19 protein-coding genes are annotated in these 19,385 nt (G+C 27.8%); 3 read left to right on the top strand and 16 right to left on the bottom strand.

The window, feature by feature from the left end:
- The 8 genes from OW763_RS12665 to OW763_RS12630 form a co-directional block, all read right to left on the bottom strand.
- On the bottom strand, positions 1 to 1,527 hold the full coding sequence (locus tag OW763_RS12665) for a spore germination protein (RefSeq protein WP_268041504.1): 1,527 nt from the start codon (positions 1,525 to 1,527) through the stop codon (positions 1 to 3).
- A gap of 123 nt (positions 1,528 to 1,650) precedes the next feature.
- On the bottom strand, positions 1,651 to 2,148 hold the full coding sequence (locus tag OW763_RS12660; protein ID WP_268041503.1) for a TspO/MBR family protein: 498 nt from the start codon (positions 2,146 to 2,148) through the stop codon (positions 1,651 to 1,653).
- Between the two features lie 142 nt (positions 2,149 to 2,290).
- Positions 2,291 to 2,509 carry a hypothetical protein gene (locus OW763_RS12655; RefSeq protein WP_268041502.1) on the bottom strand — a complete coding sequence of 73 codons (219 nt, stop codon included), beginning with the start codon at positions 2,507 to 2,509 and terminating at the stop codon, positions 2,291 to 2,293.
- 187 nt (positions 2,510 to 2,696) lie between these two features.
- Positions 2,697 to 3,542 carry a PHP domain-containing protein gene (locus OW763_RS12650; protein ID WP_268041501.1) on the bottom strand — a complete coding sequence of 282 codons (846 nt, stop codon included), beginning with the start codon at positions 3,540 to 3,542 and terminating at the stop codon, positions 2,697 to 2,699.
- Between the two features lie 259 nt (positions 3,543 to 3,801).
- Positions 3,802 to 4,110, bottom strand: a complete 309-nt coding sequence (locus OW763_RS12645; protein ID WP_268041500.1) for a hypothetical protein — start codon at positions 4,108 to 4,110, stop codon at positions 3,802 to 3,804.
- A 143-nt stretch (positions 4,111 to 4,253) separates the two neighbouring features.
- A complete protein-coding gene (locus OW763_RS12640) occupies positions 4,254 to 5,123 on the bottom strand; it encodes a radical SAM protein (protein ID WP_268041499.1) in 870 nt (289 codons plus the stop codon).
- A gap of 25 nt (positions 5,124 to 5,148) precedes the next feature.
- Entirely contained in the window at positions 5,149 to 6,336 is a 1,188-nt protein-coding gene (locus OW763_RS12635; RefSeq protein WP_268041498.1) for a transglutaminase domain-containing protein, read from the bottom strand.
- Between the two features lie 12 nt (positions 6,337 to 6,348).
- Positions 6,349 to 7,245 (bottom strand): phosphotransferase, encoded by an 897-nt coding sequence (locus OW763_RS12630; RefSeq protein WP_268041497.1) that lies wholly within the window; start codon positions 7,243 to 7,245, stop codon positions 6,349 to 6,351.
- Between the two features lie 170 nt (positions 7,246 to 7,415).
- Here OW763_RS12630 and OW763_RS12625 point away from each other — a divergent pair, with 170 nt between their 5' ends.
- The 3 genes from OW763_RS12625 (at position 7,416) to OW763_RS12615 (ending at position 10,124) form a co-directional block, all read left to right on the top strand.
- Complete coding sequence (locus tag OW763_RS12625; RefSeq protein ID WP_268041496.1) at positions 7,416 to 8,276, top strand: MBL fold metallo-hydrolase; 861 nt, start codon at positions 7,416 to 7,418, stop codon at positions 8,274 to 8,276.
- A gap of 202 nt (positions 8,277 to 8,478) precedes the next feature.
- Entirely contained in the window at positions 8,479 to 8,748 is a 270-nt protein-coding gene (locus OW763_RS12620; RefSeq protein WP_268041495.1) for an ACT domain-containing protein, read from the top strand.
- A gap of 20 nt (positions 8,749 to 8,768) precedes the next feature.
- Positions 8,769 to 10,124, top strand: coding sequence for a PFL family protein (locus tag OW763_RS12615; RefSeq protein WP_268041528.1), 1,356 nt, complete (start codon positions 8,769 to 8,771; stop codon positions 10,122 to 10,124).
- 90 nt (positions 10,125 to 10,214) lie between these two features.
- On the opposite strand, the gene OW763_RS12610 is transcribed toward OW763_RS12615, so the two are convergent.
- The 8 genes from OW763_RS12610 to OW763_RS12575 form a co-directional block, all read right to left on the bottom strand.
- Positions 10,215 to 11,078 (bottom strand): phosphatase PAP2 family protein, encoded by an 864-nt coding sequence (locus tag OW763_RS12610; RefSeq protein ID WP_268041494.1) that lies wholly within the window; start codon positions 11,076 to 11,078, stop codon positions 10,215 to 10,217.
- 222 nt (positions 11,079 to 11,300) lie between these two features.
- Complete coding sequence (locus OW763_RS12605; RefSeq protein ID WP_268041493.1) at positions 11,301 to 12,728, bottom strand: aspartate ammonia-lyase; 1,428 nt, start codon at positions 12,726 to 12,728, stop codon at positions 11,301 to 11,303.
- Between the two features lie 50 nt (positions 12,729 to 12,778).
- A complete protein-coding gene (locus OW763_RS12600) occupies positions 12,779 to 13,324 on the bottom strand; it encodes a Fe-S-containing hydro-lyase (RefSeq protein WP_268041492.1) in 546 nt (181 codons plus the stop codon).
- Between the two features lie 20 nt (positions 13,325 to 13,344).
- Positions 13,345 to 14,184: a fumarate hydratase gene (locus OW763_RS12595; protein WP_268041491.1), complete on the bottom strand. Its 840-nt coding sequence runs from the start codon at positions 14,182 to 14,184 to the stop codon at positions 13,345 to 13,347.
- 25 nt (positions 14,185 to 14,209) lie between these two features.
- Positions 14,210 to 15,454, bottom strand: coding sequence for a dicarboxylate/amino acid:cation symporter (locus OW763_RS12590; RefSeq protein ID WP_268041490.1), 1,245 nt, complete (start codon positions 15,452 to 15,454; stop codon positions 14,210 to 14,212).
- 78 nt (positions 15,455 to 15,532) lie between these two features.
- The gene (locus OW763_RS12585; protein ID WP_268041489.1) at positions 15,533 to 16,705 is read right to left on the bottom strand and encodes an NAD(P)-dependent malic enzyme; all 1,173 of its coding nucleotides are present in this window, start codon (positions 16,703 to 16,705) and stop codon (positions 15,533 to 15,535) included.
- A gap of 291 nt (positions 16,706 to 16,996) precedes the next feature.
- On the bottom strand, positions 16,997 to 17,671 hold the full coding sequence (locus tag OW763_RS12580) for a response regulator (RefSeq protein WP_268041488.1): 675 nt from the start codon (positions 17,669 to 17,671) through the stop codon (positions 16,997 to 16,999).
- The gene (locus OW763_RS12575; protein WP_268041487.1) at positions 17,668 to 19,287 is read right to left on the bottom strand and encodes an ATP-binding protein; all 1,620 of its coding nucleotides are present in this window, start codon (positions 19,285 to 19,287) and stop codon (positions 17,668 to 17,670) included. The genes OW763_RS12580 and OW763_RS12575 overlap by 4 nt, the downstream gene beginning before the upstream one ends.
- Positions 19,288 to 19,385 lie beyond the last annotated feature (98 nt).

Raw genomic sequence — 19,385 nt, 5'->3', positions numbered from 1 at the left:
TCATCTACTTCCTTTATATTTATTAACAAGTTTGCTAAAAACAAATTTAGGATTATTTTCTGTAAACCACCACGGTGCTCTTATAGCAGTATCTTTTAAATCCAATTTATTTATAGAACCTATTTTTAACATATAGTCCACTCCAAAAGATTTCAAAGAAAACAAATAAAAAGATATTCCAATTACTGCAAATATATAACCATATAGTCCTAATATAGAAGCTAAAATTAAACATATAATTCTTATTATTACTACAGGTCCTAACATTTTGGGTATAAGAAAACTACTAATTCCTGTAATTCCAACCACAATTACCATAGGGGCACTAACTATGTTAGCAGATGCCGCCGCTTCTCCTAAAACTAATGCACCAACTATACTAACTGCCTGACCTATATTTTTGGGTAACCTAGTACCAGCTTCTCTTAATATTTCAAATGTAGTCAGCATCATCACTGCTTCAATTGCAGGCGGAAATGGTACCCCCTCAACAGCTGCTGCAATGCTTAACATTAATTGGGTAGGAATCATTTCCTGATGAAATGTTGTTAAAGCTACATATATAGCTGGAACACTCGTAGTTAGCATAAACCCTAATATTCTTAATAACCTATTAAATGAACCATATATAAAATTATTATAATAATCTTCACTATTTTGAAAATATTCTTGAAACACAAAAGGTATAGTAAGTACAAAAGGTGTACCATCACATATTAATGCAATTTTTCCTTCTAATAACATTCCAGCTACTGCATCTGGTCTTTCACTATTTCCTATAGTTTTAAACGTCGAAGCTGGATGATCTTTAATAAGCTCTTCTATATAACCTGACTCTAAAATTCCATCTATTTTTATTTTATCTAATCTTTTATATAATTCATTAAGTATTTGTTTTGATACTAAATCATCTATATAACATATACATATTTTCGTTTTAGTGACAGTTCCTAATTCTCTAAATTTAAACTTCAATTTGTTAGAATTTATCTTTCTTCTTATTAATGAAACATTGACACTCATGCATTCAGTAAAACCTTCTCTTGGTCCTCTTATTACAGTTTCTGATAGAGGCTCTGATATAGCCCTAGTTTCCCATCCTTTTGCATCAATACATATTATTTCATCTATCCCATCTATTAGTAATAATGCATCTCCATATAATATAAAATCTATTGCTGTAGTAATGTCATATATCTTTTTTATTTCATCAGTTATCAAAACATTTTGCATAATATAATCTAATATTTCATTATATTCTAAGTTTTCTTTCATTGAAGTATATATTATTGGTTTTAATATATTATCATTAATTATTTTCCCATCAGCCATACCGTCCACAAATATTAAACAAAATTGCATATCTTTTTCTTTATTTCTAAAATATCTATATATAACAGTCTCATCATCTTTAAATATCTCTTGCTTAAATAAATTAATGTTTTCTTGAAGTGATTTTGAAAATTCACTCTTTTTTACATTGTTACTAATTTTACTATAATGATTCATTTTAAATTTATCATACATTAAAATCACTTCCTTTTATTTACTTAACACATTTAAATTTATTAATAATATTTTTCACTAAAAATTGAGTAATATTCCTATATAAAAAAATAGATACCATTTTAATTCGGTATCTACTCTCTTCTACATATTTAACATCCAAATTGAATAATTTAATACTGATGCAAAAACAGTCCATATGAAATAAGGTATTAAAAGATATCCTGCTTTTTTATCTGCTTTAAAAAATTCAACCATAGTAATTATTATAAACCCCATTAATACTAATAATTCAAAGAATGCTACTGATTTTAAATCAAATCTAAAAAAAATTATTGGCCAAATAAAATTTAATATCAATTGTATACCATAAAAAATCAAAGCACATTTTATATTTTGTCCACTTTTACCAACTAAGTATATTCTATAAACAGCAAGTCCCATTAATAAATATAATATAGTCCAAACTATAGGAAAAATCCAACCTGGAGGCGCAAAAAAAGGTTTATTAAAGCTTTGATACATGATTCTTGGAACGCCTGCAAATACACTTGCTAAAATTCCAGTTCCTACACTTATAATTATACTTATTATAAATGCACCTATATCTCGTTCACCATCAACCATTAAAATACCTTTCATAATTTCAACTCCTAATAACGTATTAATCTCTTAATATATTATTATTTAAAATTATATATTTTATGAATTAAAGAAAGAGTAATTATCAACTTTTTCTTTGATAATTACTCTAAATTTATACATTAACTTAACAAACAAATTATTATCTTGACTTCTTATAAACAAAAATTAAAATAATAATTAAAATCAAAGTTGGAAGTGAAAATACCAGCTTAAAGATTCCTAAAACCAGTCCTAAAATCGCCATAATAAATGCAATTATTAACGCTATTCCTGCAATAGGAAGTACAACTACTCCAATTATAGAAAAAACAGCTATAATAATTGCTATTGCAAGAATTAGGCTAAATAATGTCATCATTTTATCTCCCCCTCGTATAATAATATGAATATATTACATTATATAATAAATTTTAAAAATAATATTTGTTATTTAAAAATTAATTATATACATATTAAAGTTGTATACTCATACCCTTATATTATAAATCTTAAAAAGACAATTCCTATTATTATAATTAAGAATTGTCTTTTTTTATTTTATGTTTCTAATATATATACTTCATTAAAATTCCTAAATTAATATCCTTTATAGTTGTTTTTGGAAAACCCATCTTTCTCTGTTCTATAAAATCGCCATGGAAATCTGATCCCGCAGTTGAAATAACCCCATTTTCTCTACACCATTGGATACATCTATCAGTTATTTCATCACTATGGTTGGGATGAAAACATTCAATACCTTCTATACCTAATTTCAAGAATTTATCTAGTTTCTGTCGAACTGGTATATCATACCCTTCATAATAAGGATGGGCTAAAACTGGAATACCATTTGCTCTTTTTATTATATCTATAACCTCTTTTGTATGGTTAAATTCAGGAAATTGAATTCCATTCTTTTCACAAAACAATGTTGAAAAATAATCCCCTACATCTTTGCATAAACCTTCATCAATCAAAAAATTTAATGCTTTCCATCCACCTCTTTTTTTATCATATTCATATTTTTCATATTCTAAGTAATCAATATTATATCCTTTTTCAATTAAGTATCTTATTGAATCATCATCCTTCTTTTGAAGTAAATATTTATTATGTTCTAATAATTGAATAAGTTCTTTATTTGTGTTATCAGTACCATAAGCTAATATATGAAATAATTCTCCTTCAAGTGTACTTGAAACTTCAATTCCTGGAAGATAAGCTATATCATATTTTTTAGCAATACTTTTTGTTAGCTCCACATTCGCTACTTCATCATGATCAGTTATAGCTATTAATTGTATATCTTTTTTCTTTGCTTCCTTAATTATTCTTTCAGGTTCATAACTTCCATCAGATGCCGTAGTATGAATATGTAAATCCACTCTAGAATCTTCATTTAACATCATTTATCTACACCTCATATTATTTTTTAGTTAATTTCATTATTACTATATAAGTAAAGCCTAATTTTTTTTTCTAACATAACAACATTGCAGCTTGTTGAAATTTGGAATTTACAATTAAGCTCTGTTAATTATCTCTTTCAATCTGTCAATTGTTATCTATAAGAAAAGTGCGTTGCACTTTTCTTATAGATAGTTTCCCCACATTTTTATACTATATAATAAAAGAATGGCATAAATATCAGCCATTCTTTTATTATATTTATTTGTTAATTTCTTCATATTCAACATCTATTATACTAGATTGAACTATATCATCCATATTAAATTCAGCATTCCATTCAACTTTTTCATTCATCACACTTTGAACTTTATCTTTTTTAATACCTTGTTTTACTATTCTCATCTGTACAAATTTAACAACTTTATAAACTGCCCATCCAGCAATTCCTAACGGAATTAAAAGAAAAATCCCTTTTAACACTATTACCAAAATCACTGCAAATACACACCACTTTAATACCGATTTTAACGAATTGCCAATATTAAAACTCTTATTATAATATTCCATATTTTATCCCTCTTTTCAAAATAAAAAATTAATTTTCTCACATATAAATGATTTATATATAAATTATATCATACGGAATATATATATGGTACTAAATATCATTTAAAAAAGTATTAATAATTTGTTAACTATTTATTAATTATTTAAAATCTTCTAAATACCTCACCTTTAAATTCGCAATCTTCTTCTATTAAATTATCTAATTGATTAAGAAGGCTTTTCTTTTCTTTATTTAAATTTGCTGCAAGCGGTGCATAATTAGAGGCATGGTTACTTCTAAACACACAATTTGTTACCTCTAAATTTTTAATAAGTTCTCTAGTTTCTACCATAACTTCCTTTGGAGATAATAATTCCATTTCACCATCTTTAAACTTTTCATACATTTCTGTATTAGGATTAACCATAAGAGTAAGTAACCCTAAATAGTGTGGGTCTATTTCACTTATTACTCTTGCAGATTCAACAGCGTGCTGCTTCCATTTTTCTTTTCCTCCTAACCCAGAAATTAAAGTTACAGACAGCTTTATTCCACTCTGAACAATCTTTTTTCCTGCTTGAATCATTTCTTGAGAAGTCACTCCCTTTTTTACATCCTTTAATATTTCATCACTTCCTGACTCTACTCCCATATACATAATTGTAATTCCTAAATCTCTAAGCTTTATTAAATCTTCTTCGCTTTTTCTTATGACATCTTTAGGTGTTGCATATACAGAAACTCTTTCACATTCTGGAAATAATTCTTTTATTTTTATTAACACAGCTTCTAAATATTCATTTTTTAAAACTAACGCATCTCCATCTGCTAAAAATATTTTTTTCACTACACCGTAATATTTTCTTGCATTTTCCAAATCTTCATACACTTCTTCAATTTTTCTCACTCTAAATTTTTTATCCTTATACATGTCACAAAACGTACACTCGTTATGAGCACATCCTATAGTAACTTGAATAATTAAGCTATACGCCTCACTTGGTGGTCTATATACAGTTCCTTCATATCTCATTTATTTATTAAACATCCCTTCTTTTTTATTTTTTATAATAACTATACCTAGTGCTAGTACACTTAGGATATATGTTAGTATTCCAAATGTGATCTTGTGATATTTTGCCATCTGTTAAATTAAAGTAATTATATGTTAATATATTCTTTCCATTATAGGTTATAGGATCATCAAAAGTAATATCAAGATGATAGTACTCTCCTTCTATCTTTACAATATTCCATGCATGCGGTATTCTTCCTGTTCCATCATCTGCCTCTCCAGTAACATATATGCATTCTATTCCTGCACCTTTCATTAACCTATATATCGCCTTTGCATATCCCGAACAAACCCCTACACCATTTACCAATATTCCATAATCAGTATAAGATTCATTAGGCATGTTATTTGTAAACAACCTTTTATCGTATTTTGAATTATTAACTATATAATCATGTAGTACTAATTCTTTTTCATATTCTGTCATATCAGGTTTAATAATTTTATTTATTATCTCCTTAACCTTTTCCTCAGAATCTGCTTTCATTTTCTTCATATAATCTCTTGAAAACTGATACTCTATATTCATTGTCATTTTTGCATTACCATTACTATCTAACACTATATTTGCATTAGCACCATTATAACCATAATCCATCTCAGGATAAGTTTCTATAATATTATTTAAAATGTCTATTTTATATTTATCTGAATCATAATTTTTTATATTAATAATAACTTTTGTTTCAAAATTCTCTAATGTTTCTTTAATGGCTTTATAAAACTCATCATAACTATTTATGTCTTTTTCTGTCCAAACTTTTTCAATTTCATTTTCATTTTTAATTGTGAAATCAAATTTTATAGGCTTATCTATTTTTTTGCCTTCTTTGGTTTTTAAACCTTTTTCTATTAATAAGGTATATGTCTCCATGTTTTCATATTTTTTTAACGGAACTACTTTTAAAGACTTTCCATTCTCATTACAACTTACTTTTATATCTTTACTTTTTTTTGTTTCTTTTTCTACAACTTTAACATTACTTTCAATTGTATGTATATCTATTGGGTAATTAAACTTTATAGTCCATACCTTATTACTTTCAATATTATTCTTAGTTTCCCAAATTTTATAGTTTGTCTCTTCTGCAAAAACTTTAATATTCATAAAAAACAGTGCTGCTAATACCACTGCAAAAAATACTTTTAAATCTCTATTTATTTTTTTCATTTTATCCCTCTTTTACATCCTTTTTATTAAAACATTAATTTTATCATTTAAAACCTTTATTAAATATTTATTATTCATTTTTAATTGAAAATTCACAAATTTTGCTGCATGAATTAATGAATAAAAATCTATTACCTTTCTTTGAAAATCTGTTACATTCCAAAATTTACATAATTCTTCTACATAATACATACATTTGTCATTTAAATGAACCATAGTTCCTGTTTGAACTAAAGCTATGGTGTAAAGAGGGTCCCCATAACATACCCAATCGAAGTCTATAAGCCCTTCAAGTTTGCCTTCCTTTATAATAACATTTTTAAGAGTTATATCATCAAGAAAACATGTTGGACTAACACTATCAAAATAAACTTTAAATTCATACATGATTGTTATAATTTTGTTATAAATTTCTAAGTCAATACTTTCTTTAACTTTATTAACTTCATCCTTTATAAATTCTGTCCATGATTCATATTTACCTTTTTCACCTATATTACATCTTCCAAATCCTTTTCCTAAACAAAGTTTTCCAACTTTGTTTTGATAAAATATAATTTTATCTGCAATATTTGTCATTTGTTCCTTAGACATGTTTTCTATTTCATATCTTAAATCTCGCCCAGGAATTTTTTCCATAATCATATAAGCAACATCATATTTCTTCTTACTTAAGTCGATATACAATATATTAGATACCGGAAGTCCTAATTCTTTTAATTTTTCTATATTTTGTTCTACTCCTATAAAATTATTTTTATCATGGTTAATTCTAATAATAATTTCTTTTCCAGGAAATTCTACATCATAAACCATATTTATAAATCCTAAATTCATCTTTTTCATACTTATAGGTGTTTGTTTTATATTTTCTTCAATTAAAGCAGTAATTAGCCTTTGTTCATCCATTTTTAACTTCCTTTATTTTTTTATTCTTATTATAAAGTGTTTATATAAAATTCTCAACTAAAATCGTTAATTTATTCGATTACAAAGCAACCCTTGTAATTAGCTTTACACATTTATGTAAAAAAGGTATTATTAGTGTATATAAACTTGGAATTAGGAGTTGATTATATTTGAAAATCACAACATTAATCGAAAATACATTGGGTGAAAATAAATCTTTAATTAATGAACATGGTTTATCTTTTTTTATAGAAACCTCAGAAGGAAATATACTATTTGATACTGGTCAAAGTGGAGATTTTATAAAAAATGCAAAAGCTTTAAATATAGATCTTAATAAAACAGATTATTTACTTTTGAGCCATGCACATTATGATCATTGCGGAGGAGTTAAAAAATACTTAGATTCAGTAGATATTAAACCAGATTTGTATATAAGTAAGTATTTTTTTGATAATAGTGATAAATACCATATTTTCGAAGATTCTAAAGATGAGAATGCCTTAAAAAACGGTTTTACTAAGTATATTGGAATAAACTTTAGTAAAGATTATATAATGAAAAAACAGGTGGATATAAACTACATAACTGGAGATTTTGTTAAACTTACTTCCAAAATATCAGTTCATACAAATTTTAAAAGAGAATGTAATTTTGAGTATCTTAATGAAAATCTGAAAATGAAAATCAACAATACATTATTGACTGATAACTTTAAAGATGAAATTGCTATTAGTATAACTACAGAAAAAGGACTTTTAATTCTAGTTGGATGCTCTCATCCTGGAATTGTAAATATAATAAACACTATTCAAAAAAGAACTGGTGAAAAAATATATGGAGTAATAGGCGGAACTCATCTTATTGAAGCAGATAATTCTCGTATTGAAAAGACTATACAATATTTTAATAAACTGAATATTAAATTAATAGGAGTTTCTCATTGTACTGGTGAAAATGCTATTAACAAATTTAAAAATAGCTGTGATAACTTTTTTATAAACTGTACTGGTAAAATAATTGTTCTTTAAATAAACAGGATTACCATATTTTTATAGATTGTATTAAACATTAATATTATAAATTATAATTAAACTATATAACAAATTAAATATTACTATTCAATAGTATAGTATATATAATGTTTTTTATTAATTTATTCTTATGTTTGTTGCATTTTATTCTTTATTAATATATCATAATATAAAACAATTATACTGAGGAGGAATTACTATGAAAGCTATTATTACTGTGTTAGGCAAAGATAAGGTAGGTATTATTGCTAATGTAAGCCACATTTTATCTAATGCCGATGTAAATATTTTAGACATAAGTCAAACTATACTTCAAGAATATTTTACTATGATAATGTTAGTTGATCTTTCCAAATCTACTAAACCATTTAATGATTTGAAAACTCTTTTAGAAGAAGCAGGAAAAGAACTAGAATTATCTATAAAAATACAACATGAAGATATATTTAACTCAATGCATAACGTTTAAGAGAAAGGGGTGACACTATGATAAACCAAAATAAAATCATGGAAACTATTGGAATGATTGAAAAAGAAAAATTAGATATTCGTACTATTACAATGGGAATTTCACTCAGAGATTGTTGTAGTTTTAGTGGCGAAAAGTCAAGACAAAAAATATACGATAAAATAACAAAATATGCAGAAAATCTAGTTAAAGTTGGTAAAGATATTGAAATGGAATTTGGTATTCCTATAATTCATAAAAGAATATCAGTAACCCCTATTTCCTTAATTGCAGAAGCCTGCGATGATGATAATTATGTTGAATTTGCTAAAACTATGGATAAAGCAGCAAAAGCTGTAGGAGTTAACTTTATTGGTGGTTTTTCTGCTTTAGTACATAGTGGTTATTCTAAAGGTGATAAAAAACTTATTGCTTCACTTCCTGAAGCCCTAAGTGTAACCGATCTAGTATGTTCTTCTGTTAATGTTGGTACAAGTAAAGTAGGGATAAATATGAATGCTGTACGTGAAATGGGTCAAATCATAAAACAAACAGCAGAATTAACTAAAGATTCAAATGGTATTGGCTGCGCTAAACTCGTTGTCTTTGCTAATGCCGTAGAAGATAATCCTTTCATGGCTGGTGCTTTTCATGGTATAGGTCAGGGTGAATGTGTTATAAATGTTGGAGTAAGCGGACCGGGTACTGTTAAATCAGCTCTTGAATCAGTTAGAGGTGAAAGTTTTGATGTTGTTGCAGAAACAATAAAGAAAACTGCTTTTAAAATCACCAGAATGGGTCAACTAGTAGCTAACGAAGCTTCTAAACGTCTTAATGTTCCATTTGGAATAATTGATTTATCTCTTGCACCAACTCCTGCTGTAGGTGATAGCATAGCTCATGTTTTAGAAGAAATGGGTATTGAAAGCTGCGGTGCACCTGGAACTACAGCAGCTCTTGCACTTTTAAATGACGCTGTAAAAAAAGGTGGTATCATGGCAGCTACAAAAGTTGGCGGGCTTAGTGGTGCTTTTATTCCAGTATCTGAAGATGCTGGTATGATAGATGCTGTATTAAAAGGCTCAATTAATATAGAGAAGTTAGAAGCAATGACTTGTGTATGTTCTGTTGGCCTTGACATGATTGGTATACCTGGAGATACACCAGCTGAAACAATTTCAGCTATAATAGCAGATGAAGCTGCTATAGGTATGATTAATAACAAAACAACAGCTGTTAGAATTATTCCTGTACCTGGTAAAAATGTTGGTGACATGGTTGAATTTGGAGGTTTACTTGGAACTGCCCCTATAATGAATGTAAGTAAATTTAGTAGTGCTGCATTTGCTCAAAGAGGCGGACAAATTCCAGCTCCAATACACAGTTTTAAAAACTAATAAGGAAAGTGATTATCACTTTCCTTATTTTATCCAGGGTTTTTAAGCTTCAGATGGAATAAAAACTTCACCTGAAGCTTAAAATTCTCTTTATGCAAATCCTATCTTTTTGAATAAATACGGCGCACCTGATGTCATCCATATTCCTATAATACAATATCTTATAAAGTCAAACAGCAAATATTTGGGGAATACTAATTTTAATCCTTTCATTATAATTAATACTATACTCACTCCAACCAAAAATTTAAATATATTAATTATCATAGACGTTTTTTCGTTAAATTTTATGTATTGACTTTCAATATTATATCCTACAAAAAATCCTAAGGTCACACCAGATATTGTATAATAATCATGCGTCTTAAACATAAATAACCCTATTAACATAGGAACTATTATACTAAACAATATAAGCTTATTGCCTCCATTATCTAAATAATTAAAAATAATATTACATACAAGTACCCATATTAAAGATATTACAATTCCGCCTATCACGTCTATGGGTCTGTGAACCCCCAGATATATTCTGGATACTGCTACTAAAATTACAATTATACTTCCCAAAAAATATATGTATTTTTTTTTAACATTGCTTATTATCGACATCCAAAATGTGGCAACGCCTTGAGTATGTCCACTTGGAAAAGAATAACCAGTAGCTGTGTTAATCCTTAGAGATCTTATCCCTTCTGTTCCAAAAATACGAGGAACTTTTAATATTTCTTTTATAGCTCCATTAATAACCATACTTGAAATAAGTGTAAATCCCAATCTATATCCAAACTTTTTGTCAACACACCAAAATATGATAGCTATAATCATTATAAAAAAATATTGTTCTCCCATCATTGTTATACCCTCTGCAAATTTATCTAAGAAAGAATTAGAAAACGTTTGAATATACTTTATAATTTCTATATTGATATCGTTTGTTAAAAAATCATTCATTATCATCTTCTCCTATTTTTATTATATTTTTTTGATATATACCAATAATTTTTCCTTTTTTACTATTATACTCTATTACTATGATAGAATATATATTTATATATTTTCTATCATAAAAAAAACTATACTATAAATACATATTAAAATTATCAAAAAACAAAGAAAAGTTAATCTGTAATAATCAAGATATCATTACAAATTAACTTTTCTTTTGCTATATAATTAAGCTAATTTTAAAATCTTATTTTTCATTAATTGTTTTCCTGATATTCCTGGAACCGTCATACCATATACATCAAGTATTGTGTCAATTTCTTCTTTATTTAAAACGCCCTCTTCTAATGCAATTTCCGTTACTGCCTTATCTGTTTTAATAGCTTTTTTAGCAATTTCAGCAGCTTTCTTATATCCAACATGTGGACATATAGCCGTAATTATTCCAACACTATTATAAACTAACTCTTTGCAGCGTTTATCGTTAGCAGTTATACCTTTAATACAATTTTTAACAAAAGTATCTACACCATTTTTAATGGTATCTATAGATTGAAATAATTTATAAAATACTACTGGTTCAAACGCATTTAATTCTAATTGACCTGCTTCAGCTGCCATAGTTATTGTCATATCATTTCCTATAACATTAAATGCAACTTGACTAACTACTTCTGGTATAACAGGATTAACTTTTCCAGGCATTATTGATGATCCATTTTGTTTTGATGGAAGATTAATTTCACCAAAACCACATCTTGGTCCAGAAGATAATAACCTAAAATCATTTGCCATTTTTGATAAATTAACAGCACAAGTTTTTAATGCAGCAGAAACCTCAACATAACAATCTAAGTTTTGAGTTCCATCTACAAGATCTTCTGCTTGAGTTATGTCTAAGCCAGTAACTTCTCTTAATTCAAGAGCAATATTTTCAACGTATCTCTCATCAGCATTAATTCCAGTTCCTACAGCTGTTCCACCCATATTTACACTTAATAAATTTGGCAATGTCGTTTTAATACGACATATATCTCTTTTAATAGCTCTTGAATAAGCATTAAATTCCTGACCTAATCTTATTGGAACGGCATCCTGCATTTGGGTTCTACCCATTTTTACAACACAATCAAATTCTTTAGCCTTGCTTTGTAAAGCCTCATACAATTGTTCTAATTTTTCAAGTGCAGTATTCAGAAGTTTTCCTGTTGTTATTTTACCACTAGTTGGAATAACATCATTAGTAGATTGCCCCATATTTACATGGTCATTTGGATGTACTATATAATCGCCTTTTTCTCCTCCTAAAATTTCTGTAGCTCTATTAGCTATAACCTCATTAGCATTCATATTCATCGAAGTTCCAGCTCCACCTTGAATTGGATCAGTAATAAAATATTCATGTAAATTTCCTGCTATTATTTCATCACAAGCTTCAATAATAGCATTTCCTATTCTTTCTTCTAAAACTCTAGCACTCATATTAGTTATTGCAGCAGCTTTTTTCACTTCTGCCAATGCTATTATAAACTGTGGATGTATAGTTAAACCCGTAATTTTAAAATTTTCTGCAGCTCTTAATGTTTGAACTCCATAATAAGCAGATTTTGGTACTTGTTTTTCTCCTATTGAATCACTTTCCAATCTAAATAACATTTTAATTCCTCCTTAATATTTTTAAATTAATAATCAATTATTTTTATTTATTATTTAATTTCATATTCTTTTCTTCCTTGTTCATATAAGTCATTTCCATACATATCATTCACAACAATAGCTGGCAAACCTTCTACTTTAAGTTTTCTTACAGCCTCTGTTCCAAGATCTGGATACGCTATCAATTCTGCACTTTTTATAGAAGTTGCTATTAATGCTCCTGCTCCCCCAACTGCTGAACAGTAAACTGCTTTGTTTTTTACAATAGAATTCTTAACCTCTTTACTCCTAGGTCCTTTCCCAATCATACCTTTTAATCCATTATCTAATAAAATTGGTGCAAATTCATCCATGCGATAACTTGTAGTTGGCCCTGCTGAACCTAGTGGTTCTCCTGGTTTAGCTGGTGCAGGTCCAACATAGAAAATCACTTGGTCTTGTAGTTCTATTGGTAATTCTTCGCCTTTTTTTATTAAATCAACTAATCTAGAATGAGCTACATCTCTAGCAGTATAAATTGTGCCGTAAAACTCTACATTATCACCAATTTTTAGCTTCTTTGTAATTTCTTCTGTTAATGGCAAATCTACCCTCATGTTTTCATCTCCTCTTAATCTTATAAAATAATTGTTTCATGTCTTGCTGCATGACAATTAATATTAATTGCTACTGGTAAAGAAGCTATGTGACATGGATGTGTTTCTACTTTTACACTTAAAGCAGTTGTCCTACCTCCTAATCCCATAGGACCTATTCCTAATTTATTAACAGCTTTCAAAATTTCATCTTCTAATTTTGCTATTCTTGAATCTGGATTATGATCATCAAGTTGTCTCAATAGAGCTTCTTTAGACATTAACGCTGCTTTTTCAAATGTTCCACCAATACCTATACCAATTACAATAGGTGGACATGGATTTCCTCCTGCTTCACTTATAGTTTGTAATACAAAACTTTTAACTCCTTCCTCTCCTTCTAAAGGCTTTAGCATCTTAATTCTACTCATATTTTCACTTCCACCTCCTTTAGGAGCAATAGTTAACTTAATTTTATCTCCTGGCACAACTTTTATATGAATAACTGCTGGAGTATTATCATTAGTATTTTTTCTATATAAAGGATTTTCAACAATGGATTTTCTCAAATATCCCTCTTTATATCCTTGTCTTACGCCTTCATGAATTGCTTCATTAATATCTCCATTAACATGTACTTCCTGACCTAACTCCACAAATACAACAGCTACTCCAGTGTCCTGGCAAATAGGCATTTTTCTTTCAGCAGCTATTCTATCATTTTCTAGTATTTGTGATAAAATTTTTTTTCCAACAGGTGATTCTTCTTTCTCATATCTTTCATTTAATACATTCATTACATCATCGCCTAAAAAATAATTAGATTTTATTGCTATATTTTTAACGGTAGATATTATCTCTTGAGCATTGATTTCTCTCATCACCATAGTTCTCCTTTCAAATATATTAATTTACATCCTTATCAACTGCTGCTTGCGAACTAATTTCAGGATTACTTAATTCTCCTTCTGAAGCAGCTACAACAATAGATGCAGCTGCATTTCCTGTTACATTGACAGCAGTTCTTCCCATATCTAGAATTCTATCAATACCTGCTATTAAAGCTGCTCCTTCCAATGGTAATCCTACTGAAGATAATACCATCATAAGCATCATAAATCCTGCTCCTGGTACACCAGCTGTTCCAATTGATGCTAAAAGCGCTGTAAGAAGTATTGTTAATTGTTGTCCTATACCTAAATTTATACCATACGCTTGAGCAATAAACATTGCACAAACTCCTTGATATATTGCAGTTCCATCCATATTTATTGTTGTTCCAAGAGGTAGCACAAAACTGGCTATTCCATCTGACACTCCAAAAGTTTTTCTCACTACTTTGATTGTCAATGGAAGCGTTCCTGCGCTGCTGCTAGTACTAAATGCAAGTACCGTTGCTGGAGCTGTTCCTTTAAAAAAGCTTAATGGTGTTCTTTTTGAAAAAGCCGTAACTGAAAAAGAATATGCAATAATTGAATGTATAATAAATCCTAAATATACAACTAATATGACTTTCATAAGTGGTAACAGCACTTCTGGTCCATTTTGAGCAATAACTGGTACAATAAGTGCAAAAACTCCATAAGGTGCTAATTCCATTATCATTTCAGTTAATTTATACATTATTTCTGCTAAACTATTGAAAAACTTTAAAAAAGACTTACCTTTTTCTCCTATTTTAGTAGCTCCTACACCAAGTACCAGTGCAAAGAAAATAATCTGCAACATATTTCCTTTTCCCAATCCTAGCAACGGATTTGATGGAACAATATTAAGCAGTGTTTCACCTAATGATGGTGCTTTAGTAACCACTTGTGTAGAATCAATAGCAGCCGTCAATCCTAATCCTTCTCCTGGTTTTAAAATATTAGCCAAAACTAATCCTACAACTATTGCTATACCTGTTGTTGTAAAGAAAAAGATCATTGTTTTACCACCAATTCTTCCAAGTTTTTTAGTATCCCCTATACTAGACGCTCCAACTATCAATGAAGAAAATACTAATGGAACTATCGTCATTTTAATAAGATTTAAAAATAGAGTTCCTATGGGTTTTATATACTTTACAGCTATTATTGGATTTTTAGTAAATAACAGTCCTACCAAGATTCCCCCTATCATTCCTATCATTATCTTGGTTACAAGCTTCATATCATATCCCCCTTGTATAATTATTAATTATAGAAATATATTTAATTTGATAAAATATATCTCTATAACTACGTCCTACTATTCCCTTGAAATTCCAGTCTTTCTTGCTACTTTTTCTACTTCACTTGATACTACTGAAACCACTTTTTTATTAAATGCTTCAGGTATTATATAATCTTCATTTAATTCCTCATCTGTAACTATACTTGATATTGCCTTTGCCGCTGCTATTTTCATTTCTTCTGTTATATCTGATGCTCTAGCATCTAGTGCCCCTCTAAATATCCCGGGAAATACTAAAACATTATTTATTTGATTTGGAAAATCTGATCTTCCTGTAGCAACAACTCTTGCTCCTCCACGTTTTGCTTCATTCGGCATTATTTCCGGGGATGGATTAGCCATAGCAAATACAATGGAATCATTATTCATAGTTGATACCATTTCTGTATTTAATACATTTGGTCCTGAAACTCCTATAAATACATCTTTTTCTTTTATTATGTCTTTTATGGTTCCTTCTTCAAAATTCCTATTAGTGACTTTAGCTATTCTCTTTTGTGCTTCATTCATCCATTCAGCGTCTTCTACTAAAGCTCCCTTTTTATCACACATAACTATATTTTTACCACCAGCTAAAAGTAACAGTTTACAAATAGAAATTCCTGCTGAACCGGCTCCATTTATAACAATTTTAGCTTTTTCTAAGTTCTTATTAACCACTTTTAATGCATTTAGAAGACCTGCTAAAACTACTATTGCAGTACCATGTTGGTCATCATGAAACACTGGAATGTTTAATTCTTCCTTTAGTCTTTTTTCAATTTCGAAACATCTAGGCGCTGAAATATCTTCTAAATTTATTCCTCCAAAAGTTGGTGCTAGATATTTTACAGTCTTTATAATTTCATCTGTATCTTTTGTATCAAGACAAATAGGGAAAGCATCTATTCCTGCAAATTCTTTAAATAAAATTGCCTTACCTTCCATAACTGGCATTGCTGCCTCTGGTCCTATATCACCAAGTCCTAATACTGCTGTCCCATCTGAAACCACTGCTACTAAATTTCCTTTTGAAGTATATCTGTAAACGTTGTCAGTATTTTCATAAATTTTTTTACAAGGTTCAGCCACACCTGGAGTGTACGCAATACTTAAATCATCTCTGTTTTTAACAGCGATTTTTGAAATCACTTCTACTTTCCCTTTATTTTGCTCATGCATCTTTAAACTTTTTTCATTATAGTTCATACATTATCCCTCCATGTGATATCATTAATTAATTTATTGTCTATATCTAACATACTCCAATTATTGTAATAAATAAACATTTTGTAATTATTTTTATATTTTTGTAAATATATTTCTTTATGTTATATTATTAACAATTATATTATAATTTTGAATTTTCTGACTTTAGTACAATACATACAAGCTTTAAAAATACTTTTTACTATTCATTTCTTCTAAAGCAAAAATAACAAATGTAAAATATAAGTTTATAATTATAAATTTTTTCAAATACAAAAGACGAGTAAAAAATCACTCGCCTTTCACATATATATTTTTAGGTCGCCCTATTGGTCCATACTCTATTTCACTTTTAAGTTCCTGTATAGATACCATATATTCCATATATCTTCTTATAGTAATTCTTGAAAGCTTCAATTTTTCCGCTATATCATCATTTGTAAAACTAGTTTGTTTATAACATTCAATACAACTTCTAATTCTATTCAAAGTTCTTATATTCAATCCTTTTTTAAGTTGTGTTTTTGAATTTTTATTTTTTATATTTGTTATTTTATCAAGATCTTTTTGTTCTACTATAGTTTTTTCATGTAATAGTTTATATTTCAACATAAATTTATCAAGAGCTTCTTTAAACCTCTTATATTCAAATGGTTTAATTAAATAATCTACAACTCCATATTTAAAAACTTGATCTACTTTTTCTACATTTTGTGCTGCTGTAACAGCTATTACATCTGTTAAAATTTGATTCTTTCTCATTTTTTTTAGTAAATCCACACCATTAAGCTTTGGCATATAAATATCTAATATAACAAGATCTACATTATTTTCTTTTATGTAACTAAAAGCTTCTTTTCCATCTTTACAGATTTTTATTACTGTAAAATTTTCTATACTCTCACTGTATTTTTTATTAATTTGTGCTACCATTGGATCATCTTCTACTATTAATACCTTAATCAATACTGCTCCTCCTTTTTAGGAATACTAACTATAAATTTTGTACCAATTCCAACCTCTGATGAAACTTTAATTTCTCCATGCAGATTTTTAACAATATTATTTATTCTAGCTAACCCTCTTCCTCTGTTATTTCCTTTAGTTGAAAATCCTTTTTCAAAAATTTTATATATATTGTCTTTTAAAATTCCTCCACCAGTATCCTCTACTTTTATAACTATTTTATATTCCTCTTCCTTTATTAATATATTTATATATCTTTCATCCTTATCACATACATTTATAGAATCAATAGCATTATCAATTAAGTTTCCGATTATAGTAACTAATAAATTATTTTCTATTGTTTCATTTTCTTTCTTTAGTACACTATTATTATTCAAGCATAAGTTAATTGCATTTTCTTTAGCATTACTCATTTTTCCAAGTAACAAGCCAGCAATTGTGGGGTTTTTTATACTATTCATAACTAGACTTATTTTTTCTTGCTGCTGTTTTGTTTCATTTATAATAAATTTTTCTGCTTCTTGACTTTCGCCAATTTGTATTAACCCTAATATTACATGCATTTTATTCATAAATTCGTGAGTATTAGCTCTTAATGATTCAACTATCTGATTTACTCCTGTAACTTCTTCTGCTAACCTCGTAACTTCAGTTTTATCTCTAAAAATATAAACTACACCTACTATATCATCCTTAACTTTTATTGGTATTATATTGCACAATATTTTAATATTATTTACAATCATTTTTACATCATATTCAGCTTGTCCAGTTTCCATAATCCTATTTAAATATGAGTTTGATATAATATTATATATATTATTATTATTTACATTTTCATTTTTAATTTTTAAAATTTTTATAGCTACAGTATTAAAAAATGTAACTTTAAATTTCTCATCAACAACAATTATTCCTTCATATAGTGCATCTAACACTTCATTCTTTTGAAGATATAATTTTGATATTTGTTCTGGTTCATATCCCAAAAGAGTTCTCTTTATACTTTTAGATGATACAAATATCCCTAAAAACCCCAAACAAAATCCTATTACTTCAATAAATATTAATTTGACTATACCTTTATATTCAACATCTTCTATATTCTTAACAATACTTTTAACTATAACGAAACCTATTTTTACTCCTTTTTCATTTCTAACATGTAAAAATGCTATAATTTGATTTCCAAAGCTTTCTGCTCCTTCAGGTATATAATCATTTTGTGTTTTGGTAATATTTATATCACTATTTATTTCATTATTAATCATTTCTGATGATTTTATTGAATCAACTTTTATATTGATATACTTTTTTCCACGAATATCTGTTATTACAACAGCATTAATATCTTCCACACAACTTAATATACCACTTATATAATTTCTAATAATTTCTGGTGATTTATTAGCTTCCAAAGTTTTAATTGTTATCTTAGAATTGGCAATAATTTTAGCTATATTCATTGTATTTTTTTTTATCTCATTTTTTATACCAATCATTCTTAAATCTGAAATAAATAAAGTAGTAATTATTAAAGGTATAAATACAATAACTATATTGATAATTGCTATTTTTGTCTGAAGTCTTAAACTTATTTTTAATTTTTTCATACAAATTTCCTCTATAATTAGTATTTTAGATTTAAATATTATTAATCAATTCAATTTTACTATCATTCACTAGCAATATTCAATAACCATATTTTATA

Origin of the sequence: Clostridium aestuarii (assembly GCF_026735135.1) — a bacterium.
Classification (GTDB): Bacteria; Bacillota; Clostridia; order Clostridiales; family Clostridiaceae; genus Clostridium_H; species Clostridium_H aestuarii.
This window is presented reverse-complemented; position numbering and strand designations above follow the sequence as displayed.